25 protein-coding genes are annotated in these 22,708 nt (G+C 32.0%); 14 read left to right on the top strand and 11 right to left on the bottom strand.

Features of this window, described 5'->3' with window-relative positions:
• Nucleotides 1-145: 145 nt before the first annotated feature.
• The 8 genes from MG290_RS13340 to MG290_RS13375 all read left to right on the top strand — a co-directional run bounded on the left by MG290_RS13340 (nucleotide 146) and on the right by MG290_RS13375 (nucleotide 8,122).
• On the top strand, nucleotides 146-1,558 hold the full coding sequence (locus tag MG290_RS13340) for a hypothetical protein (RefSeq protein WP_264561728.1): 1,413 nt from the start codon (nucleotides 146-148) through the stop codon (nucleotides 1,556-1,558).
• Nucleotides 1,555-2,298: a hypothetical protein gene (locus MG290_RS13345; protein WP_272585686.1), complete on the top strand. Its 744-nt coding sequence runs from the start codon at nucleotides 1,555-1,557 to the stop codon at nucleotides 2,296-2,298. The genes MG290_RS13340 and MG290_RS13345 overlap by 4 nt, the downstream gene beginning before the upstream one ends.
• A gap of 3 nt (nucleotides 2,299-2,301) precedes the next feature.
• Nucleotides 2,302-4,290, top strand: a complete 1,989-nt coding sequence (locus MG290_RS13350) for an AAA family ATPase (RefSeq protein ID WP_264561730.1) — start codon at nucleotides 2,302-2,304, stop codon at nucleotides 4,288-4,290.
• 2 nt (nucleotides 4,291-4,292) lie between these two features.
• Nucleotides 4,293-4,838 (top strand): hypothetical protein, encoded by a 546-nt coding sequence (locus MG290_RS13355; protein ID WP_264561731.1) that lies wholly within the window; start codon nucleotides 4,293-4,295, stop codon nucleotides 4,836-4,838.
• Nucleotides 4,839-5,117: 279 nt separating this feature from the next.
• A complete protein-coding gene (locus MG290_RS13360; RefSeq protein ID WP_264561732.1) occupies nucleotides 5,118-5,261 on the top strand; it encodes a hypothetical protein in 144 nt (47 codons plus the stop codon).
• Between the two features lie 1,135 nt (nucleotides 5,262-6,396).
• On the top strand, nucleotides 6,397-6,579 hold the full coding sequence (locus MG290_RS13365; RefSeq protein ID WP_264561733.1) for a hypothetical protein: 183 nt from the start codon (nucleotides 6,397-6,399) through the stop codon (nucleotides 6,577-6,579).
• A gap of 24 nt (nucleotides 6,580-6,603) precedes the next feature.
• Nucleotides 6,604-7,152 carry a BfmA/BtgA family mobilization protein gene (locus MG290_RS13370; RefSeq protein ID WP_264561734.1) on the top strand — a complete coding sequence of 183 codons (549 nt, stop codon included), beginning with the start codon at nucleotides 6,604-6,606 and terminating at the stop codon, nucleotides 7,150-7,152.
• Nucleotides 7,153-7,156: 4 nt separating this feature from the next.
• Nucleotides 7,157-8,122, top strand: coding sequence for a DUF5712 family protein (locus MG290_RS13375; RefSeq protein WP_264561735.1), 966 nt, complete (start codon nucleotides 7,157-7,159; stop codon nucleotides 8,120-8,122).
• A 168-nt stretch (nucleotides 8,123-8,290) separates the two neighbouring features.
• Here the strand turns inward: MG290_RS13375 and MG290_RS13380 are convergent, their stop codons facing one another.
• Entirely contained in the window at nucleotides 8,291-8,815 is a 525-nt protein-coding gene (locus MG290_RS13380) for a hypothetical protein (RefSeq protein ID WP_264561736.1), read from the bottom strand.
• Nucleotides 8,816-9,176: 361 nt separating this feature from the next.
• On the opposite strand from MG290_RS13380, the gene MG290_RS13385 reads away from it, so the two are divergent.
• Genes MG290_RS13385 through MG290_RS13395 form a run of 3 tightly spaced genes read left to right on the top strand, consistent with a single transcriptional unit; the run spans nucleotide 9,177 to nucleotide 11,745 of the window.
• A complete protein-coding gene (locus tag MG290_RS13385) occupies nucleotides 9,177-9,866 on the top strand; it encodes a DUF3239 domain-containing protein (RefSeq protein ID WP_264561737.1) in 690 nt (229 codons plus the stop codon).
• A gap of 4 nt (nucleotides 9,867-9,870) precedes the next feature.
• Nucleotides 9,871-10,524: a hypothetical protein gene (locus tag MG290_RS13390; RefSeq protein ID WP_264561738.1), complete on the top strand. Its 654-nt coding sequence runs from the start codon at nucleotides 9,871-9,873 to the stop codon at nucleotides 10,522-10,524.
• Between the two features lie 48 nt (nucleotides 10,525-10,572).
• Nucleotides 10,573-11,745 carry a thioredoxin family protein gene (locus MG290_RS13395; RefSeq protein ID WP_264561739.1) on the top strand — a complete coding sequence of 391 codons (1,173 nt, stop codon included), beginning with the start codon at nucleotides 10,573-10,575 and terminating at the stop codon, nucleotides 11,743-11,745.
• Nucleotides 11,746-11,832: 87 nt separating this feature from the next.
• Here MG290_RS13395 and MG290_RS13400 read toward each other — a convergent pair whose 3' ends face one another.
• The gene (locus tag MG290_RS13400) at nucleotides 11,833-12,138 is read right to left on the bottom strand and encodes a hypothetical protein (RefSeq protein WP_264561740.1); all 306 of its coding nucleotides are present in this window, start codon (nucleotides 12,136-12,138) and stop codon (nucleotides 11,833-11,835) included.
• Between the two features lie 360 nt (nucleotides 12,139-12,498).
• Between MG290_RS13400 and MG290_RS13405 the strand changes: the two genes are divergently transcribed.
• Genes MG290_RS13405 through MG290_RS13415 form a run of 3 tightly spaced genes read left to right on the top strand, consistent with a single transcriptional unit; the run spans nucleotide 12,499 to nucleotide 14,528 of the window.
• Nucleotides 12,499-13,050 carry a DUF7010 family protein gene (locus MG290_RS13405; RefSeq protein WP_264561741.1) on the top strand — a complete coding sequence of 184 codons (552 nt, stop codon included), beginning with the start codon at nucleotides 12,499-12,501 and terminating at the stop codon, nucleotides 13,048-13,050.
• Nucleotides 13,047-13,541, top strand: coding sequence for a hypothetical protein (locus MG290_RS13410; RefSeq protein ID WP_264561742.1), 495 nt, complete (start codon nucleotides 13,047-13,049; stop codon nucleotides 13,539-13,541). Before MG290_RS13405 ends, MG290_RS13410 begins: the two co-directional genes overlap by 4 nt.
• Nucleotides 13,542-13,547: 6 nt before the next feature.
• Nucleotides 13,548-14,528: a WD40 repeat domain-containing protein gene (locus MG290_RS13415; RefSeq protein WP_264561743.1), complete on the top strand. Its 981-nt coding sequence runs from the start codon at nucleotides 13,548-13,550 to the stop codon at nucleotides 14,526-14,528.
• A gap of 43 nt (nucleotides 14,529-14,571) precedes the next feature.
• Here MG290_RS13415 and MG290_RS13420 read toward each other — a convergent pair whose 3' ends face one another.
• The 9 genes from MG290_RS13420 to MG290_RS13460 form a co-directional block, all read right to left on the bottom strand.
• Nucleotides 14,572-14,940 carry a hypothetical protein gene (locus MG290_RS13420; protein WP_264561744.1) on the bottom strand — a complete coding sequence of 123 codons (369 nt, stop codon included), beginning with the start codon at nucleotides 14,938-14,940 and terminating at the stop codon, nucleotides 14,572-14,574.
• A 138-nt stretch (nucleotides 14,941-15,078) separates the two neighbouring features.
• Nucleotides 15,079-15,792, bottom strand: a complete 714-nt coding sequence (locus MG290_RS13425) for a TlpA family protein disulfide reductase (RefSeq protein ID WP_264561745.1) — start codon at nucleotides 15,790-15,792, stop codon at nucleotides 15,079-15,081.
• A 91-nt stretch (nucleotides 15,793-15,883) separates the two neighbouring features.
• Nucleotides 15,884-16,759, bottom strand: a complete 876-nt coding sequence (locus tag MG290_RS13430; RefSeq protein WP_264561746.1) for a tetratricopeptide repeat protein — start codon at nucleotides 16,757-16,759, stop codon at nucleotides 15,884-15,886.
• A 131-nt stretch (nucleotides 16,760-16,890) separates the two neighbouring features.
• Nucleotides 16,891-18,903 (bottom strand): sensor histidine kinase, encoded by a 2,013-nt coding sequence (locus tag MG290_RS13435; protein ID WP_264561747.1) that lies wholly within the window; start codon nucleotides 18,901-18,903, stop codon nucleotides 16,891-16,893.
• Nucleotides 18,903-19,652, bottom strand: a complete 750-nt coding sequence (locus tag MG290_RS13440) for a LytR/AlgR family response regulator transcription factor (protein WP_264561748.1) — start codon at nucleotides 19,650-19,652, stop codon at nucleotides 18,903-18,905. Before MG290_RS13440 ends, MG290_RS13435 begins: the two co-directional genes overlap by 1 nt.
• Before the next feature lie 91 nt (nucleotides 19,653-19,743).
• Nucleotides 19,744-20,562 carry a hypothetical protein gene (locus tag MG290_RS13445; RefSeq protein ID WP_264561749.1) on the bottom strand — a complete coding sequence of 273 codons (819 nt, stop codon included), beginning with the start codon at nucleotides 20,560-20,562 and terminating at the stop codon, nucleotides 19,744-19,746.
• A 168-nt stretch (nucleotides 20,563-20,730) separates the two neighbouring features.
• A complete protein-coding gene (locus MG290_RS13450; RefSeq protein WP_264561750.1) occupies nucleotides 20,731-21,189 on the bottom strand; it encodes a hypothetical protein in 459 nt (152 codons plus the stop codon).
• A gap of 6 nt (nucleotides 21,190-21,195) precedes the next feature.
• A complete protein-coding gene (locus tag MG290_RS13455) occupies nucleotides 21,196-21,450 on the bottom strand; it encodes a hypothetical protein (RefSeq protein ID WP_272585698.1) in 255 nt (84 codons plus the stop codon).
• Nucleotides 21,451-21,921: 471 nt separating this feature from the next.
• Nucleotides 21,922-22,698, bottom strand: coding sequence for a hypothetical protein (locus MG290_RS13460; RefSeq protein WP_264561752.1), 777 nt, complete (start codon nucleotides 22,696-22,698; stop codon nucleotides 21,922-21,924).
• Nucleotides 22,699-22,708: the final 10 nt, after the last annotated feature.

The following is a 22,708-nucleotide window of genomic DNA, read 5'->3' on the forward strand; positions in this document are numbered from 1 at the left end:
TCCATCTTGATGGAATAGTTTTCTTTTTTTCTTTTGAAAACAATTTTAAAAGAAGATGAGGAGTTACTAAGTACCTATTTCATTTAGAGTATCATATAAATATAAAGTTTTATTGTAAATTTGTTACACATTACTACAATTTTGGATGCAAAGAAAAATAAAAGATGATATTTATTTTTTGAGTAAAGTAAATAAAATTTTACAAAAATACTCAAAGACAAATGATTTATCTGAATTAAAGGTTTCATTTAGAGATATTGATTTTCAATTTAAAAATTCGATTCAGCTTATCGAATCGGGCTTGGAATTATTTTTCTTTAACTGCTCTTTGTCTGGAGAAAGAATTGACTTTACGATTAATGAAATTTCTGGAAAATCTAATAGTATTGAGTTCAGAAATTGTGAAATTAGTTCTGATTTTTTTATAAAAGATTCTAAACTTCAATATTTGGTATTTAACAATGTAGAAATAGCGTCATCACACTTTCACGTATCATCTAATGATATATATAGTTTTTCAATTGTTGGAAATCCAGAGAGTTTGAATAAAATAAATACACTAATCCTAAATCAGAATGAAAAGATAGATTATATTGATTTTCGACTGAATCAATTTGAAATGCTTTACATCAATAATAATAATTTTTACAAAGGATTTACTCTTAATGCGAACAATATTGAAAGATTACAGATTGAAAAATGTACATTTAAAAGAGACTTTGAATTTTGGAAAAATACACTTGGAGATTTTTCTTTAGTTAAAAAATCTTCAATAGGAGAAGTTAAGGCAAAACAATCTAATTTTGGAGTAGAAACGGAGTTTAGAGATGTTGATTTTATAGAAAGAGTTGATTTTACAGAATTACAATCGGAGAAAACAACGTTAAAGTTTAAGAATTGTACTTTTCAAAAAAACACATATTTCGACAATTCGACAGTTTTAAAAATAGAATTTAGTTCAGTTGTATTTCAAGGAATAACATCTTTTCAATCATTAAATTGTTTATACTTAATCAAGTTTACAACCTCTTATTTTGAAAAGGTTGGTTTCTTTGAGGGAATGAAATTGGGTAGTAAAAACTCAATTGACATGAATACTATAAGAACTATCAAAGGTCAATTATTAAGGTCGGAAAGTAAGATAGACTATTTGAAGTATAATGCGTTAGAGCAAAGGAAACATTTTCAAAAACTTAAAATAAAGGATTCGGATTTCTATATTTTAATGCTTAACAGTAAATCGAATGATTTTGGAAGAAATTGGTTCAAGGGTGTAAAATTCACATTCAAAGTAAGTGTCTTTTTCTTCTTAATGATGATTATGGTTAATTCTTTTGTTTCCTCAAAATATCCATTAAAATTTAACCTAAATGAATCTTTTGTCGATACATCTACAGTTCTGTCTGAATATTTGAAATTCACTTTTTCTTTAGGGTTTGGAAGTGAAGCATTTCAAAGTAATGGGTATTTGTATCTTATTTTTATTATAGCAAAAATTTTTATTGGCTATGGTATTTATCAAACAATAACAGCTTTTAGAAAATATGGAAAAATATGAGAGGAATGAGCAATGAGAATTTGATTGTCAAGCTATTTGAGATAGATAAGCAAGCCGAATACTTTTTCAAGAATTTTCGATTTGACAATGGAGATGAATTACCTTTAAATTATCAGGAAAAATATACTTTGAATGCAAGTATCTTAAACTCCATAAAGTTGATACAGACCAATCCTATTCTTAAATCCAAATTATTGAAAAATAAAGCAACAGGGTTTTGGAAGAAAATTTCCATTCAAGTAAATTTAGCTAAAAACGGTCTGAATCATAATTTACCCTCAAATGAAAGGCGTATTAAAGGGAGTTATATAAGTTATCTTGAACAAGGCTATAATTCTTTAATAAGCAAAAGATTCGGAAGTCAAAACAGTAGAAAGGTTGATGAGAAAGTATTAAAGTTACTTGAAGACATTGTTAAGCAATTCAAGAGTGATAGTCCTACATTAATAAAACTAAAATTGGACTCCTTTTTAGAGGGGAATATACAGGTAATAGATGCTGAGAGTGGAGGTTTATATAATAATGAGGATTTTAAAGGTTTGAATATTAGTACTGGTGCTATTAAAAACAATCATCTTTCAGAAAAAGAAATACAACAATATGATTCGTATCAATTACTAAAAAAAGAGATGTATTTATCAAATAACTTTTATGATTGTTTTTCTAAATTAGACATAGAAATAAGAATAAAGTTACTTGAACAATTTTTATCCCTTGTTGATTTAGTAAAAAAGAAATAAACTATGATAGTAAGCGTCTACTTAAAAGAACACGAATATTTAATAAATGAACCCCAAACACTAAATTTTGGAGGTAAGTATTTGTATTCTTTCCTACCAATAGGAAAAGATTTAATAGTGAAACGAAAACTCAACGAAAAATACATTCCCGATTTCTTTAATATTTCGGATAGTGAATGTGAAGTTGAGTTGTTAAGTGCTGTTGTCGGTCAAAACGGTGTGGGAAAATCTTCTGTTTTAGATGTAGTTAGAAAGACATTTGTAGAGCATATATATTCAATGCCACATAGTATTTCAGTTATATTGGTAGAGATTGGTGGAGAAACGAAAGTTCTGTTTTCAAATTACAAAGTATTTATGATTACTGATGATGGCGACCAATCTCCAGAAAGTTATAAAGAATTAGAAAAAATTCAAACACAAGATTATCAAAGCATTTATTATTCTCCACATTTCGATTTGAAGTATAACAACAATTTTGATGAAGTTGATAGATATGATATTTCTCTTGACCAATTTATTAAGCAAGATTTAGAAGATAGAGATAAGAAAGGAACTAATGAAAATGGATGGAGATTTGATTTACACGAAGAATTAGTTTTCAAAAACTCAATGAGGCAAATAGAATTTTTAAGTTCTTCTATTTTTAAGGAAAATTCTATTTTTAGAGAAGTTTTTGACCTACCACAATATGAAACAGGAATACTACATTTCAGAGATGTAGAAATTTTAGATTTTCATAATACTCCAAATCCATTAAGACCTATCATCAAACTTATTTTAGAAAAAGCAGAAAATGAAAGTAGAAATTGGCATTCAATTGGGAAATTTGATGAAAATCATAACGTTGTAAATCAAGCAGAAGTAAACAGATATTTGTTAGAACGATTCGTTATAAAAGCATTTATATCTATTGTGATTGAGCAGATGGAGAAAGAGAATACTTGGTTACAAGAAGGGAAAATTGAGAATCCTTATGATATGAATAGGTTTAAAGATTTTTCTGCAAAGGTTTTACTTTTCTATTTTATAAAAGAGAGCTATATCGAAAAAGGAAATTTTAAAAAGGAAATTTTTGATTATAATGAAATCATACCGTTTTTTGAAAAATTAGATTCATTATTTGAGAAAGAAACTAATCCCGATGACATCAATAAACAAAGTATCAGACTAAATTTAGATGAGGTAAAAGAGATTATGCAGTTGCACAAAAAAATTGTGTTTAATCTTCTTCATTATTACCCAACTAGTCAAGGATTGATAGATAAAGGAGATTATACTGATGGTTTTATATCTTTCAGACCAACTGACAGAAATATGAGTTCAGGAGAAAATGCTTTGCTTAATTTCTTTTCAAAGCTGTATAGTTTTATTCAGGATAACCTGATAGAAGAAAGTAAATCTTTACCTGATAAAGAAAACTATATTTTGTTGTTAGATGAAGCCGATTTAGGATTTCATCCTATTTGGAAAAAGAGATATGTTAATGCAATTTTAAAAACACTTCCTTATTTCTTTGAATCACTTGAAGTAAAACCTAAATTACAAATAATAATTACAACTCACGACCCACTTACTTTATCTGATTTACCAATTAATAATGTAGTCTTTCTTCAAAAAGATGGCAAGTATTGTTCTGTAATTTCAGATACAGACCAAAATAAAATTCAAAAAACATTCGGTGCAAATATTACAGACTTATTAGCTCATTCTTTTTTTGTTGAGAACGGTTTGATTGGAGATTTTTCAAGGTCAAAAATAAAAGAAGTAATAGATTGGATAAATGAGAATAAGAAGGTATCAGAAATCAGAAAATCCACTCCAGAGTTTACAGAGAAGCTGGAGTATTATAAAAAGGTAGTCAGTCTTATTGATGAAAAGGTAGTTAAAATTAAACTTGCTGAAATGATAACAGATTTAGTTCCAGATAATGAATACTATAATCAGGTTATTGATAGAGAAATTGAATTGTTAAGAAACAAGAAGAAATAATTATGCAGTACATTGACACCAACCTTCCCAATATCATAGAAGCAAGAGACAATCATTATCTTTTTATGCGTTACATCATTATGAAAAAACTGAATGGAAATGCTTTTTCCGAGTCTGCTCCGGCTCCTATTACGAACAAAATAAATAAAGTTACTGGTATAAAAAGCACAATTTCAAAATTCTTAAATGACGAGGACAACCTACGTATAGTATTAATTGGTACTCCTGACGAACTGGATACAATAAAAGATAAGTTTACGAAAAAAGGATTGAAGAAATCTTTAAAAACGTTGATTAACTATGATAGCTGGATAAAAACAGATGATAAAACAACATACAGACATTATAATGCCTACCATTTAGCTGAAAAATTAGATATACCAACCTGTGTTTATTGCAATCGTATTTATACAAAAACTGTAATTAGTGATTCAGGAAAGAAAGTTACAAGACCTACATTTGACCATTGGTTTCCTAAAAGTAAATATCCTTTATTGGCATTATCGTTTTACAATTTAATTCCGAGTTGTTCAGTATGTAATAGCTGAGTAAAAGGTTCTACTCCTTTTGAACTTTCAACTCATTTCCATCCTTATTATAAAAACCCTGATAAAGAGTTTAAATACACTTTTAGTTATGACCATAAAGACTATGATAAATTTTCCTTTAAGATCATTACAGATGAGAAAAATGATTTTTCAGAAAGATCTGTAAAAGCATTTGAGTTAGAAAATATATTCAAAGCCCACGAGGACGAAATTGAAGATTTGCGAAAGATAAAGAATGCTTATTCGGAGGATTATATTGAGATGTTAGAAAACAAGATTTTGGGAGGAGTTACACTGGATAGAGATGAAGTTTATCGGTTGGCTTTTGGAGTTCATTTTCAAGAAGCAAAATTTGATAGAAGACCATTAAGCAAGATGAAAAAAGATATTTTAATAGAATTAGGAATTATTAAGTCAAAATGAGTGAACGTCAGCAAAAAATGCTCAATAAGTTAATGGATAACTTTGAAGGCAATCTGTCAACTTCTAAATAGGCAAAAATAACCTATCATCACAAGATACAGTTTTGAGAGATATAACGGATTTAGTGAATAAAGGAGTTTTATTAAAGCAAATTAGGGAGGAAGAAACACACATTATGAATTGAGTTGTTAAAAGCTATATGGCAAGTTTATAGCAACATTGTTTATAGATTTGAATATGTTTCTATCAAGCATATAATAAATTTTAAACCGATGGTTATAATATTAATATCATTATAACCTTCAAAACACTTTAATCTTCCCTTTCTGCTCCCTTGGCGATTAAAGAGTTTTGATTTGAAGTGAGAAATAGTGAAAAAAACCCTGCTTCTCCCAACCTATATTTTTTGCACCCTTTCCAAGTTTGAGTTACTGAAAGAAATTGTCTAAAAAACAACAAAAAGGTCGCAAAGGTAAGGCGGACACCCACCACACCGCCCACCAAAAGCTTACGGCATAATGACAGGATAAATACATAGCTTGGTAAAGCTATGTATTTATCCTGCCACCCTTCGGACTTATTCCGTTTCCTTTTGGTCTTTTCTTTGTCCGCCTTGGTAAGATTGGCTTTCTTTTTTTCTGTTTTTTCTTTTGGAAAATAGTTTTAAGAGGGAGGAACTTCTTTGTTTCGAGTGCCTATATATACGTACACACGCCCATACATAGATACGCCTTTAGATAAAAGCATATTTACATACAAACGTACACGCAGGTTTATGCACTTATTTATATCTGTAAATATCTATTCATATATGCGGATTTGTACCAATACTTTCGTTTTTCTATTTCTCATTTTCTCGTTTTGGGTCTTTCCAGCCCTTCTATTCACATATGACTTCATTTGGCGTTCAGGGGCACTATTTGTCCAAGTTAAAAATGTTGAATATTCCTTTACTTTGCAAAGAAATATTAACGTAATAAAAACAAAGTGTTTACATGTAGAATAAAGATCCGTTTGAAACTGTTCTTGGCAACTCCTGATCTGTTCCAGAAACGGATTTTAGCTCTCTGTTCAAAGCACACCACTATAAAAAGTAGATTACCCCATAATTTTTTTGAAATAAAATACAACAGCAATGAGAGTATTTAAGGAATATACAAATGTTTTGAAAAAAGCAAGCGGGAGTTGGGCAGAGCCCTACTCGCTTGCCTCTTTACTGGCGTTGCAGAGGGTTTTAATATACCAGAGGTATATTTTAAGGCTTCCAGCCCATATTTTACAAGGAAAATGGTATACTTCAAGGTATATCGGTAGTTAATAAATGTAGATTTAGAAAATGATGATGAAGCAGAGAGATACCAACAGCATCCGTTATCCCAAAGAAACGGACGAAAAGATAGAGAAGCTGGCTAAAAGTTTTAGACGTAGCAAAAAGGAACTTTTTTGCCTGATGGTGGATTATTTTTACCGTAGTAAAAAAGACCCGACTGACCCCGACGATGAAATCCTGAAACGAGAACTTTCTTCAGGTATTAACCGTATTTTATCTTTCATCCGCCAACAGGAAAAAGACTTTCTTCTGCCATTGTTTACGGATTCCGGTGCTTTGAAGACAGCTTCTTTAAAACAAAAAGAACTTTTAGAAGGAATAGGTAGGCATCTTTTAGCCGAAAGTGAACAAACAGCCGTACTTACCAAAAGAAGTGAGCAAACTATAAACGGGTTGAAACATCTTATTTCAAAGCAAAAAGAGAAAGAAATTTTGAAAGAACAATTTATTCAATTACTGGACTATTATATAAATCAACGAGAGGAAATGGGCTGGACAACCTCTGGAACTAAGAAAGAAGAACTCATCGCTCATGTAAAGGAATCTCTCAAAAACCTGTGAAATTATGTACATCAATATAACGGATTCTGAAACGGGCAACAATAAAGGAGGTTCAGGGCAATTGGTCAATTATCTGGAAAAAGAAAACCGTATCGCACTCAAAGAAGGCAGAGGGTATGAGCTATGGTTCAATAGCTTGAACAAAAATATCACTCCTCAGGAAGTACGTGTAAAAATCGACAACAACATAGCTAAACTAAGTAGGAGCGATGCAAAGTTCTTTCTGATAAATATTAACCCCAGTCAAAAAGAAATTATTTATCTCAAAGAAAAGTTTGGAGAGAAAGAAGCAGAAGAACAATTAAAAAGGTATGCAATTGGCGTAATGGATGTCTATGCTCAAAACTTTAAGCGAACTAGAATTGAAAGTAGCAACGATTTATTGTGGTATGGAAAACTTGAACACAATCGTTATTATCATCATACCGATGAAGAAGTAAAACAAGGAATTGCCAAAGCAGGGCAACCCAAAACCGGAGCACAAATGCACATACAAATTATTGTCAGTCGAAAGGATATTACAAATAAAATCAAGCTCAGTCCGATGAATAATTCACGAGGTCGTAATAAACAACATTCTGCCAAACTTGGACAGTTTGACCGTGTAGCCTTAAAGGAATCAGGCGAATTACTTTTTGATCAAATGTTCAATTATGACCGCTTGTTAAAAGATTCCATGAACTATGCATTCACAATGAAAAATGGGAATCCAGAGCAAAAAAGAACTGTCTATTTGTTGGATCAGCTTGAAAGTCGAATAAATGATACAGACAAGCTAAATATACTTGATACAGCAAAAGACATCCACCAGAATAATAATGTAGAATTAGGCCAATTCATTGACCCAATAGGTGGTTCTGTTACAAGTGTTTTGAGTACTTTACTTTTTCCTGGGCCATTGATATACGAAAATGAGGAAGAACAACTCCCTCATTACAAGAAGAAAAAAGGTAAAAAACACTCATCTTGATTTAAAATCGATATTATCAACTCATGTCTTAACTTAAAAAAACTTGTATAAATAACATCTGAAAATTACAATGAATCAGAATATGTACAGTGCGCCCCTATGGTGTAGGTTTAGAAACTCACCTTACAAGTGTAAGGTTTAATGATAGATTATAAAGAAGGTTTTTCGTCATTCTTTTCCAATTTTTCGATTAATAAACTTAACGATTTCTATTCCTTCCTGAACAGTAAAAAGTTGTGCATGCGGGACGGAAATTTTCTCGCTCTTGGTCTTTAAAATTAATTTATTACCCCACCAATAGGATTCTATAAACTGAACGTTTTCAATCTCTTGATACTTGATTTGTTTAAAATTTTTATTGACAAAAGTTTGAACTAATGCATATTTTCTATATTGTTTTGAAAGTGCAACAAACTCCATATCGTTTTCGTTGAGTTTTAAAATAATCCGATCAGAAGATTTAAGAATAATTACCACTCCTATCCAACCCAAAAGCCAAAATACAGCGGTGTATAAAAGTGTATGGATAGGTGTTCTTCTAAAATCATTAACAATTTCCATAAAAGCGTTGACCAAAGACTGATAAACGATCAAATTGACTAAAAGTGGTGTGAAAGCGAAACATACAAAACCTGTTCCTAATAACATCCATCTCCATTGCGGAAAATAGTATATTTTCAGTTGATTTTTCATCTTTATTTCTATTAATCAAAGTTGGTATGAGCTTTTCAACTACAAAAAACACCTACTATTATGAGTATAAAGTGTTTCATAACCAATTATTTCAGTTATCAAATGTACCTATTCATTTATTTCTAGGTAAACTATAATTTATTTAAGCTTAGCTTTGTTTCAAATGCGTAAATAGTGATCTTCTATTTGATCTACTATCATGATAAGAACAAATGCTAATGTTATATAAACGAATTTTTATTTGATGTACACATCTTTAAAACAGAGTGATTTCAGGTAGAATAATTCCTGTATTTTAGTCAAGTAGAATTCGAAATTCAATTCAAAATGGATTTAACTTACCACAAACCATAAGAAATAGATGAATCAAGATAAAAAAATCGGCCAAAAGGAAAAAATGATAAACCTGACGAGTGTGAGTCGTTCCATGAACATAGAACCGGATTCCGATCACATCAATCGATATGACGAATATCCTGCCAAACTAACCCCGTTTTTCTATGTAGCCATTGTTTTAGCTTCGGCGAGTGCAGTAGCAACCTTTATGTTATTTAGCTTCCGGCACTGGATTTTGGGAAGTATTTTTTTGATTACTACCTTTGTTCTAGGAATGCTTGTCCAGTCTTTAAGAAGAGAAAAATTGAGAAAACGCATAATTTACCAAAACTGCTTATTGATTCCGGCAATACTCATAAAAATACGTCCGTTGACGATACTGGCTTTAGCAGATATGCGTAGTAATGACAGTAAAAAAATGGTTTGGGGATGTCAAAAGTTGACGATTAAGAAATTACCATTCCATCAATTGCAAGTAGACGAAAGAGTACCCTGTGTATCTCTGTTTGGGATGGTGGTAAAAGGTTATCGAAGGCATTTTGAACCCCGTCCTATCAGTTGGGGATTTGTGGACGAATTACAACGAAAAAAAGTATTGGAAAGCATAGATGAGTTGGAATGGAGAGTTTTAGAAAAACTCCAACCGAAGATGAACGGTGCAAATGAAAAAGAAGTCGTGTTTTTTGACTGTAAATTAAACAAAATCAATCTTTAACGCCATGAAGCACATAGCTATATTTTTATATTTTCTTTCATTGAACCCTGTTTGGGCACAAAAATCAATAGATTTTAAAGACTTCATTCCGTCAAGATTTGTGTTGTACGATAATATTTCTGGAGATTTAAATCAGGATGGTTTAGAAGATATAGTATTAATTATCAAAGACACTCAGGAAGGGAGTGTAACGAAAAACCGTTTCGGTGAAATGGTGGATAGAAATCGTCGTGGAATAGTTATTTTATTTCAGACAGAAAACGGGTTTAAACAGATGATTCTTAATAAAAGATGTTTTGAATCCGAAAATGAAGATGGTGGAGCTTACTATCCTCCGGAACTGGATGTCTCCATAGATCACAACAAACTATTTATAAACTATAATCATGGTCGATATGGTTCTTGGTATTATACTTTTCGATATCAAAATAACGATTTTGTGTTGATAGGTTACGACCATACCGATCGTTCTGGTCCGATAATCAATAGTGAAATAAGCATCAATTTCCTTACTAAAAAGAAAAAAGAATTGTTGAATATGAAAAGTAACATAGAAGACAGTGGCGAAGAAGAATTTAAAGAGTTTTGGTCAGAAATTAAAGATAAAGAATTGATCAAGCTTTCAGAAATCAACGAATTTTATGATCTATACTTTTAAAAAAAGTAACAATATCCTATGACACTCGTCTTTAAAGTAAAAAATATTATGAGAATACTTTTAACAATCACAGCATTACTTATGGTTTGCTTTGCTAAAGCACAACATCTACAAATAATAGAACAAGATTATACAAAAGCACTAAAAGTAGCTAAGAACGAAGATAAGATGATTTTTATTGACTTTTACACGACCTGGTGTTCTCCTTGTAAAAAGTTAGACAAATTGATTTTTCAAAATGACTCGATTCAAAGCATCCTATCAGAAGATTTTGTTTTGCTTCGGTATAATGCCGAAGATGACAAGGTGTATCATCTTTCTAAAAAACATCACGTTTCAAGCTATCCTACAGCCGTAGTACTTAACCAAGAAGGATACGTCGTCAATCGTAAATATGGATTTCCTGGAGAAAATTTTCACAATCTGAGCGCAAGTGTTATAAATTTTGCAGAGGAGTCAATATTATTAGACTCAGAGAATAAAATCATCAAAGGCTATTCTAACCAGATAGACATGCCTAATTATCCAAAATTTTACGTTGATTACATCAACCGAGATAATATAAAAGTAGTCGATACAAAATCTTTCAATAGTTATTGGAATGCTGTAGAAAACCCTATTTCCGAAGAGTTTTTTTCTACATTATTGTATTTTGCCAGTGATGTTCCAGATGCAGTGGCGAATCTGGCTCTAAACTATAAAGATGACTATTTTGAACTTTATGGAAAGCTGGACACTGAAATCCTATTTTATTTTCTTTCCGCCGGAAAATTAAATAAAGCTATTTCAGCAAAAAGCCAAAGTGAATTCGAAGATGCAAAAACTTATGCTTATCAGACCTTGACCAAAGAATGGACGGATGACATCATTCCCAATTTTGAAGTTAAGTTTCTGAAAGCACAGAACAAATGGGATGAAGTGTACAATTATTACGAAAACCTGAAAGAAAAAGGGAAACTCAATAATGGTGCCATCAATCAATTTTGCTGGGAAGTGTATGAGAAGTGCGATGATCAAGAAGTGATACGTCGATGCATAGACTGGATGGGCGAAGTGACTCAAAAAGACACAGACTATGCGTATTTAGACACGTATGCCTATTTGTGCGTAAAATCTGGTGATAGGCAAAAAGCACGTGAAATAGCGGAATTAGCCGTAAAAATCGGAAAACAGCAAAACGTAAAAACAACGAATATGGAGGATTTATTGAATAAACTTTAAAATTGCTTACGCAAATCTTCACAAGTATTTATCATTCACAAATTATTTTTATATAGCCTAGCCCATAATGGTTTAAGTCATTTTCTTCTATTTTTTTTCTACAAAGCGCTCCACCAACCTCACAGCCACAGCTATCAAAAACAAAAGTATATGCACAAAGAAACCATAAATCCAGAGTAACGCAACGCTCATATCTTGTGGGTCTTTCTGAGGTTGGTTTTTAGCAAGAATTAAAAATGACAAAAAAAGAATATGGCACAAGACAATGCTCCCCCTCAGAATCTTTCCCCACATAAATTGTTTTGATTTTTTGAAAAACGGCCAAATACATATTATTATCCCTGTGAAAAAAAATATAAAATATAAACTATAAAGAATCAGATTTTCATTCATGTCTTACTAATTTAGACTTTAAAGGTAGTCTTACTTCTACTTTCAAGCGATCACCAATCCATATTCGTCAATCAAAAATCCACATACGTTTCTGGTTTGATGTTATACGTAATTATTCCAAATTAGAAATAAAAATTACTTTGTGAATTCATTCCCCACAGAAAAATTGTTGTAAAATTAAAAAAATCAAACTACGTTGGGTGAGTAATATAAATACTACGATATTAGGCGTTTTCTGTAGAAAATTCAACTCATTTAGCTATCTTAGCAGCATAGAAAAAATACACCCATTTTTTCCATTACAGATACTACTACAAACCTTTTAAGAATAAATCCCTAAAAAACAAGTTTAATAATATTATGGAAAAGCGTAGCTTAGAAAAACTAAAAATTGAAATTCAAACACAAGCAAAAAAAGGAATTGATTTTATTCTTTCTGGAGGTCTTCTCTGGTTAGCAATTTTTATAATCTGGTTACAAGATTTTACTTTGCATAACAAAAGTGTTTTTACTTTTATAATTGCAGCGCTTATGCTCCCAATAGCTTTCGGTTTGTCTAAGATTTTAAAAACAAATTGGAAAATCAAAGATAATCCTTTGCAGCCTTTAGGGTTATGGTTAAACTTTGCACAAATCATTTATTTTTCAATTTTGATATTTGTATTCATCAAATATCCTAATGATTTTATCATGACATATTCAATAATCACTGGTGCACACTTGTTCCCATACGCTTGGTTTTATAATGAAAATGGGTATGCATTATCTGCAATTTTAATTTCTGTGGGAGCGTTATTTATTGCTTTATTCACTGATTCTAATACTCTTTGGTTGATTCCTCTTTTTACATCACTTGTATTGTTCACGTTAGCAATATGGATATTCATAAAATTAAAAAAAACAAAACAATGAAGAACAGTATCTTAAAATACTTATTACTTTTAAATTTACTTATTACAGCCGGTCTTGTCATTTATATTATAAAAAACAATAATCTAGAAATAGATTTATCAAATGAAGTTTTAAAAGTTCGAGGATTAGTTGTTACGGATTCAACAGGTGTTGAACGAATAATTATAGGAACAAATCTGCCTCCAGCACAATCTTTTGGCTATAGATTCTACAGAGGGGATAATTCTGCGGTTTCAGGTGTGATGCTATATGATCATGAAGGACAAGAAAGAGGAGGTTATGTGACAGATGATTCGTATGGAAACATTTTTCTAACATTGGATTCAAAAGTTTCTCAACGTGTCTTGTTTATGGCAGAGCCTCAAGGTGCTTCTGTGTTAAAAATGTGGGGGAAAAATGGAAATCAAATAAATTTAGGAACTTCTGATGACGGAACGTGGATGGATATTTTAGATAATGGAGAAAAACAAAATTTAATCGAAAAAAAATAATGTAACATGAATTTTTATAAAATCACTTTACTGTCTTTAGTTGCTCTATTTTTTATCAGTTGTAAACAAGAGGTTAAAATCAAAGAACACAGGCTCACAGGTATAAACCCTGTAGCCTACACGGATGTAGTTTACAATGCAAGCCTGGATACAGTTCTGGTATCTACTTTTAATGGAAAAATATATCAACTAACAAATGGAAGTGAAAATAAAAAACAAATTGCGTCTATAGATGATGAAATATATAACTTGATATATAATGATTCAGAAAAAGAGCTTTACGCAGCAACTCTGAATTCAGGGATTATTGTCATCAACATACTTAATGGAACTATTATTAATAAATTGCCAATTCAAGAATCATGGGCTTATCAACTTTGTTTTAATGATAAAAACACCCTACTCGCCACATTTGATTTTAAAGGAAAAAATTATATTTGGGAAACAAAAAACAATTTTAGAAAAATAGAAACACCACCAGAGTTAAATCAAATGCGCCCAAAGTATATTGCAGATAATGGGGATATTTATTTTGAAGGGAAAGGCAAAATTATAGTTTGGAATTATGCAACAAACAATATAGAGCTACAAAAAGTTAGAGGTAAAATCGTTGATGTTGACCATGATAAGAATATGCTGATGATAGGTAGCGGAGAAAAAGATTTTTTCTTGTATAATTATGAAACAGATAGTGTTTTTTATAAAAAAAAACATCCAGACTGGCCCATTCATATTCCTGAGAAAGATAGCATTGTCTATGTTCCATTAAGTTTAGAGGTTATTTCAGGAGCCATGGCTAATAAATTTGCTTATACCTACGGATTAGATAAATCTATACGCAAATGGGATAAATTAACAGGAAAATTAATTGAAACCAATAGTAAACATAAAGGAACAATAAGCGGGGTACATATTAATAAACGCAAAAATCAATTAGTCACTGTTGATCTTCTAGGAGGCATTCAATTTTGGGATTTATCGAAATAATGCTAAAAATCCGAAATTTGTCTTTTATTTAAAGTTGGTTTTGTCAAGGCAAGTGAAAACGTTTACTAGTTTTCATTTCGATAGAATCAATCCAATATGTGCCATATTTTTTTGACATTTGCTCACGCATGGTTGCATTATGCTGGTCTACAAATTTTACTAACGAATCACTGACTTCGCAATCTGCCACACGTATCAATTCAAAACCCAAAGAACGGGTCAATAGCTTATCATTTTCATCGAGATAGTCAGATGGAGGTAGTTCACCATAAACCATAAACTGAATCAACTTATCTTCGACTAGCCCTTGTAAAGGTTGAACTTGGGGTTTTGAACCTCGTTCTGGATAACAAGCCATCATTAAAAGCCCCCCAGCTATGCTACAAATGAATAAAATAAAACGTCTCTTCATCTATATTTTTAATACTTAAAACCTTCGCCTTTCATTAAATCCTAAAAGTTTTGTACCGTGTATATTACTTATAAACCCGAATGTTAGAAGCTATTGTTAACTATCGGAATTCCTTAAAAAAGACCTTGAAACGGTTTTTTATTTTAGCCCTTCCAAGATCTCAATGAATTTTTTTCCGTCTCCCATTTTTATTTTACCATCTGCTTCATCTTTAATTTTAGGAATACCGTATCGTACTTCTTTCACAATTCCATTTTTATCCAAGAAAAAATTTAGAGGATAGACATTTACCTCCATTTCCTCTATAAAACTCTTTGCTTCAGCAATATGGTTAAAATTAAATTTGTGTTTTTCTAAAAAACTATTGACCTTTTCTTTTGTCTCATATGTTAGTGCAATAAAATTAAAGTCAGTACTATATTCGTTTTTAATTTTATTTAATACAGGCATTTCAGCAATACACGGTGCGCAACTGGTAAACCAAAAATTCACAATCGTAGGCTTTCCTTTCAGGTCATCTAAAGTGATTTCTTCACCTTTTAAGTCCTTGAGTAGAAAGTCAGGGAATGGTTTATCAATATAATTAGAGAAACGATTAAAATTTGATTGAAGACCTTTAGCTCCAAAAGTCACATAGTGAATAACAGAATCCTGTTTAATTTCGGTTTTTATTGTATTCGCTACCAAGGCCATACCTTTTAGTTTATCACCTAATTTTTCTTGTTGCTGCAAAAGCAAGTTATCTAATTCTGTCTTTGAGAGTCTGTTTTTGCCGTTGGTTGAATAGTAGTCTGTTTGGCAAAATGAGATTGTCCCATAAAGTACAAAAAAGGGTAAAAGTAAATGTTTCATCACCATTTCATTTTTAATCAACAAGATTAGTTATATATAGTTCTACAAAACTTTCTTACACAAAAAGTCCTATTTAATATTCATATAAAATCTACTTTCCCGAAATTTTCTTTAAAACATTTACAGCATTATCATTTTGTGGATTGAGCTCCAATGATTTTTTGTACGCATTGATGGCTTTTTCTTTTTTGCCCAATTTTAGCAGAACCTCTCCATAACTGTCGTAAGTATTAAAAGCATCGGGGTACAATTCTGTATTTAATTGGAAGATATCGAGGGCATCTGTATCCATATTTTGATTGAGTAGCATATACCCTAAACCATTGATCATCTGTTCACTTACGTTATAGGTGGCTTGTGTGCCTTTTTCGAACTCACTTCTAATTAAAGCAATAGTCTTTTCAACAGATTTTGACTCCATATAGTATTGGATAATAGGTGTCAGATTCATCAGACGTTCTTTCTCCTCTTGCTCGGCAAGTGTTTCCACACCGTAATATTTTCTTTCTTCATCTGTAACTGCATCCGGATTCAATGTGTAACGCTTCCATTTTCCGTTGGTAGAACTGTCGTTAATAATCTGTGTGCCATAGATCTGTGGCTCTCCTTTTCTCATCAAATCTCTATCAACTGCTGCTGCATACCACCATCTGTTCAAAGTACTATCCATTTCGATAGCTTTCTTAAAACTTTCTACTGCTATTCCGCTGGCAACCATGTCGTTTCCATGCTGAAAAATAATTCCTACATTATAATAATCCTTCGCTGTCTTAACTTTGCCGGCATCAATGATATCGTGAGCTTTTACACGTCTTAAACTATCTTGTTTATTTAATTCTTTCCAATCAATATTTTGTCCCATACGCTGTTGCTGGTCAGCGTCAGCCATTTTTTGCAACTCTTTATTATCTTGTGCAAAGGCGATTATAGAAAAAAAAAGACCCGTAAGTAAAAAAACTTTTTTCATATAATATTGTTTAATAGTGCTTTGGTTGTTCATTAAAGACACTGATGATTTCATGGGCAAATAAACAAATCAATAATATTCTCTTTCAGTTAAGATTTATATTCGTAATGAATAAGTTAATATCCGTAAGTTCAATAATCCATTTCCACTGGAATAATCAATTCAACTTTAGTACCTGTGAGAGATTTATCAATTTCATGAAGATCCAGAATATTTACCTGTACATTCACGCCTTTTTCTTTTGCAAGGATTTCCAATCGTTCTCTACTGATAGTGGTGGAAAGTGATTTTTTCTTACCATCTGGTTTTTGTTTCAGTATTTTTATTCCAGGTCCATTATCGATGATATTGACCCATAAAGCACTCTCTTTAACAGTTAAGTCAATTTTGATATTACCTCTTTCTTTGTTATTTGTTACACCATGCAAAATGGCGTTTTCTACAAAAGGTTGGATAATCATTGGCGGAATCAAAATGTTTTCCATTTCCTGTGGGTTTAATCTTTTTATCTCATAATCAAAACTGTCTTCATAACGCATCTGTTGCAACCCAAGATAATATTCCAGTGTTTGAACTTCGTCTCCCAACAAAACCCAGTTTTCACGTGATAGCTCTAAACTATTTCGGAGCAAACGACTAAACTGATTCAAAAATTTCAATGCCTTTTCTTTGTCTTCGATACGGATATAGCTTTGCAAGGAAGCCAATGTGTTGAAGATAAAATGAGGCTCCATTTGCGTGCGAAGCAATTGCTGTTTTAATTCCATGGCTTTCTTTTGCAACTGTATTTTTTCTTTTTCTTCTTTTAGTTTTTGTTGTTTTCGGTTGAAGTAAAAAATTACCATAACAGCAATAGTCAAAAGTGTCAGCAAACCGGCAATGATCAACCATAATCGGTTTTGTGCCAGCTTGTTTTCGGTTACCAATACTTGTTGATTTAGTCCAGATATATGTTTTTCATTAGCTTGTAATTGATAAATGGTAGACATCTCAGCGATAGATTGTGCATATTTATTCTCGTAAAAGACCTTGTTTTTTTCCAAAAACAAATTATATTCTTGGAAAGCTTTATCAAACTGTTGGGTTTGAAAAAAATAATTAACCAAAGCCTCTTGATAAAGCAAATAATCTGCTCCACTCAAATAAGCACTGTCTTGCTTAATAAAAGTTTTTGCTTTTTCTAAATAATTTTTACCGTTTTCGGGTTGCTGAAGTTGCAGGTAATTTTGCGACAGATTAATATAGTCCTTAAAAATATTACTGTGACTCGGCGGATGTTGAGGAGCTTCTTCTAATACAATTTTATCTAAATCTAAAATACGTTGATAATATACCACTGCTGAATCATGCTTTTCTAACGCTTGAAAGTAGTGTGCTTTTTCATCGTACAAAAACCGAGGATTGATAGTGTTTTGATGGTTTCTCCAAAGCGTATCGATAATTTGAATGTAATAATACACCGAATCGAGATTTGCATTCGAAGTTAATCTTAGATTGGTCGCCAGCTGACGATATGCCCGATATTGCAATTGTACAGGTGGATTAGGTATTTTTAGGGCTTTAATAGCCTTTCGATTCCACATCATTGCCTGTTCATATTGGTTGAGGCGAGCATCGGATTGTGCAGTAGCTAAAAAAATACTGGCACGTTGTAACGGGCTCAATTCTATCAAAGAATCAGATACAATCTGTTGCGATGCTAGATTGAAATAATAATTTTCCTGATGAATATTTCCTTCAATAGTTGCAATATTCCCTTCACCATAATTGAGAAGAACGGTTATTTCGCTGGTAGAATCAGGCACCTCTAAAGCGTCCCAAGCTTGACGCATAAAATACTTGAGTGAATCTAAGTTTCCTCTGTTGTAAAAAGTTCCTGCAATGCGGTAATAAATGCGGGCTTTGACCTCGGGAATCTGTGTATACGTTTTATTTTGGAGTTGTTTGTTCCAGAAGTCAAACTGTTCATCATTAGATAATTGTTTGGCGTATTGCTCTAGTGAAACAATTTTTTTTGTTGTTGTAGGAATATCAAATGCTGATGTAGAGTCGTTTTTTTCAGAACACCCTAATAAAAGAAAAAGGATGATTCCTAAAAAAGAGCAGATACTCTTTGACTGCCAGCATACTCTTATCTTAATCATTATTGCCCTTGGGTTAAATGCTGCACGACGGCTTCTTTCTTACGAACCGAAACAGGGATTTGCGTTGTGTCTTTCAAAATAATATATCCAGTTTTTATATAGCGGTCAATACAAGTAGTATTGACTAAATAGGATTGATGCGGACGTAAAAACCATTTTTCAGGCAACAAATCCTGATAATACTTTAAGGGTTTGGAAACCATTATTTTACGGTTATTTGTCAAAAGAAAATTAGTATAACTTCCTTCACTTTTCAAATAAATGATTTCGTTCAATTGCAGTACTTGCAGATATTCTATGGTGTGAAGTACAATTTGGTCATCCAACCCCAATTCTTCTTTTTCAATTTTCTGCTGTGCGATAGAAAGTTGTTGTTGCTGTTTTAATTGGTCAAATTGCTTATCCCGTACTTTCTCCAGTGCCGATTGAAGTTCGTTTTCATCCAAGGGTTTTAGCAAATAATCCATAGCACCAAACTTAATCGCTTTGATGGCAAAGTGATTATAAGCTGTGATGAAAATAATTTGAAAGTTGATATCTGTTAAGCTTTTCAACACATCGAAAACGGTACCATCAGTCAATTGAATGTCCATCAGCGCAAGATCAGGCTGTTCTTTCCGGATTAGTTCCATCGCACCAAAAACGGTTCCGGCGTTTCCGACCAATTCTAAGTCGTCTTCCTTGTTTACCAACCATTCAATTTCTTTGAGAATGGCAGGTTCGTTTTCTATAATGATTGTTTTAATCATAAGTCGTTATTTCTTCAAATTTATTAAATTATTTACGAAACTTAAATTCATTTAGAGAATGCTATGATTCTAGTTTTTTCTTATATCAATCTTAATTCATATAATATGTAATTTCTCTTTTTTCTTTTCGATGGTAGCCGTTTTCTTCTTTTGTTCGTTCAATCCAGTTACCAAAACTATCCACATGATAGGTGTAAGTTTGAATGCTGATGTGTTTTTTCTCATCCACATAACGCTCCCAAACCTTATGCTGGTATGCATCATACTTCATAAAAGTGTATAAAGTATCTGATAGGCTGGTTGATTTTAGTTTGGATTCCACGGTATTGCCATATTCATCCAATCGATACCAAACTTCTTCCAAACTTTTATATTCGGGTAAATTATAGCTAGAGTATACAATATTATTCTGTTTGTCATACACAGTAACACCTTTGTAATATAGTTTACCTTCATAATCATAGCCTTTTCGTAACATTTTGCGTTTACGTGGCAAATATTTGTATGTTGAAATTTGAACTGCACTATCGGGATGACTATAAAACTTCGACTTTTTCACCCGGCCTCGACGGTCGTTTACATAATCTGTACGTTTTAAATCCCGCAACTTCATAATCAAAAAACCATTATCGTCATATATCCACGAAGAATGGCTGTACCGAACTTTTTCTTTAGGATTGTGAACTTCCGTATTTTTCTGCACTAATAATCCTTTTTTATTGAATGTATAAGTGGATTTGCTGAGTAATTCCCCACTTTGCTGGTATTGATACCAAACGATTTCTTTCGGTTTTCCTTTGATGTGGTGTTGCTTCGCAAAATCATATTGGTTAGGGAGGTGCTTCCAAGTGGTACAAGAAAACAATAGCAAGAAAAGCAGGGCGCTAAATACAAATAAATATTTTTTCATCATCTCCATATTTAAAGTAATGATATCGATATGATCAAGGGTTTAGTGGTAGCTGAATTTAATGCTTAATTTCCACTGTTTCTACAACACAGATGATATCACAGGTAAAACCAATCGATATACTTTTTTGAGTTTGAATTTATCTTTGATCACATAGTACACCAATACTTATCTTTTTAGCCACAGCGTCTCTATCTCTTTGATTAACTGATCTATTTTTTTCTTATTTACATCGCGAAACAATGTTAATTCCTGGCTTCTTCCATTCCGGTTGAAAATTACCTTTAAGTTATAACCTGATTGAATAAAAAGTAAACTTTTCCGATCGACAATAACAAACCTGATAAACTCATCACTCTTAACATGTTGCTTAAAAAAACCTAATATAGAAACTGATAATAAGGAATCTTTTTCTTTGATATGTACCATCTTTCCGTAAAAAAACAATATGATAAGAGGTACAATAATAATGGCAAACCATTCTGCATCTTCAATTTTTTTATCGGAAAATAAATAACTACAAATCACCAGTCCTATAACTAGAACACCAAGAATCGTATAAATATTAAAATTCTGCAATGGTCTGGAACAATATTCATTGATGTTTTTATAGAAGTAACGAAGCATAGTTTTTTATTTAAAAGCCATATTAATAAAAGATATAAGCCAAGGAATGATGAGTAATATGGCGATGATAATCCCACCGATGTTAAACCATATCGGATTTTTGGCATTCATTTTCAATTGATCATAAGCTTGGTGAAGCTGAGAGGTAAACTGGTGTTTATTTAAAACTTGTTGACAATGCTGGCAATGTGCAGCTCCCGTTTTCCCGACACTAAACATTGGTATCCAAAAAAAATACGCATACCTGCCTACAATGTTCATGTTTATATTTGCAGTATGACAATGCTGACATTGGATATGCGAAGATTGTAGTGGAATCACTTTAGTAACTTTGTTTCGTAAACCATAAAAAAATAACATAGCAAATAATTTTTTTTCAAAAATAGAGCGCCAATATAAAAAATCCTATCACAGATTTATATATGTAGCTGTAGGCTTGGTAATTGTATATTTCATCTTTCATAAAAACGATAGGTTTACTGATTAGAAATATTTTTCATGTAAAGTCTTCTTTCGTTATAATAAAGTATAACAGAATCTACAACTGCGACAGGAATATGATCTGCCGTAAAGCCTACTGTTTCACCACAATTTTTCCAAATTGAATTGGTAAATTATCCCTTGAGGAATAACAGGCTGTCATAAAAAACATAGTTAAAAACAGTAGTCTTATAATGTGTTTTTGGAGAGTCATTCTCAGTGATATGATAAATATTCTTTTTCATTTTATCTTTAGTATCCTTTCCAGTAATCGACAAGAAAGCCTGAGCTACCATTTTTTTGTTTCAACACTTTAGCTAAATCTACCTGTGTGATAAAGAGTGAGCAGTCATTGTTTTCTTTTTTCAATTTTTGTTGGATTTTGTTTTCAATTTCCGGAGTTAACAAAATGCATCCTTTTTTAGGATACTCGTAAACGTCGTACTCATTACCACATTCGGAAATATCTTGTTTTGACCAATCGATAAAATCAACATCTGGCAATTTGATGCAAAACTGTACTTCCTTATCAGGCTTTGGGTATACCAAAATCAATTGACTTTGCCCCATAAAACTGTTTTTTTGCAATTCAGGTTCAGCTCCGTATTCTTTTTTTAATTGTTGGATAATTGTCATCACCTCCTCTGCTGTTTTATGGGTAGATGTACCACAAACCATCAATAAGTGTTCGTCTTCCCAGTCGGTAACCAACCCCAAGTTATCAAATTCCACTCCAGCGTATTTTGCTAAAGGTTTGGCTTGAGACCGCATTCGGGTATAATAGGTAATGTAACCCGGCATAATGCTGTCGTTTTTGAGTACAGTTTCTTCGCTGGATAGATTATATTCACTATCTCCCGCTATTTTGAAAATGCTTTCATCTTGAAAGTAAACGTCCAAATCGATCGCATCAAACTGAAAATCATCCACCGGCAAAGGGTCTTTTCCGTATTGAATCTTGCTTTGTCCGCAGGCTTCCAACATCAAAATTAGGATGAATGCTATTAATAAATGTATTTTAAATCTCATCTTTTTTGTA

Origin of the sequence: Flavobacterium sp. CBA20B-1, from assembly GCF_028473145.1 — a bacterium.
Lineage (GTDB): Bacteria > Bacteroidota > Bacteroidia > Flavobacteriales > Flavobacteriaceae > Flavobacterium.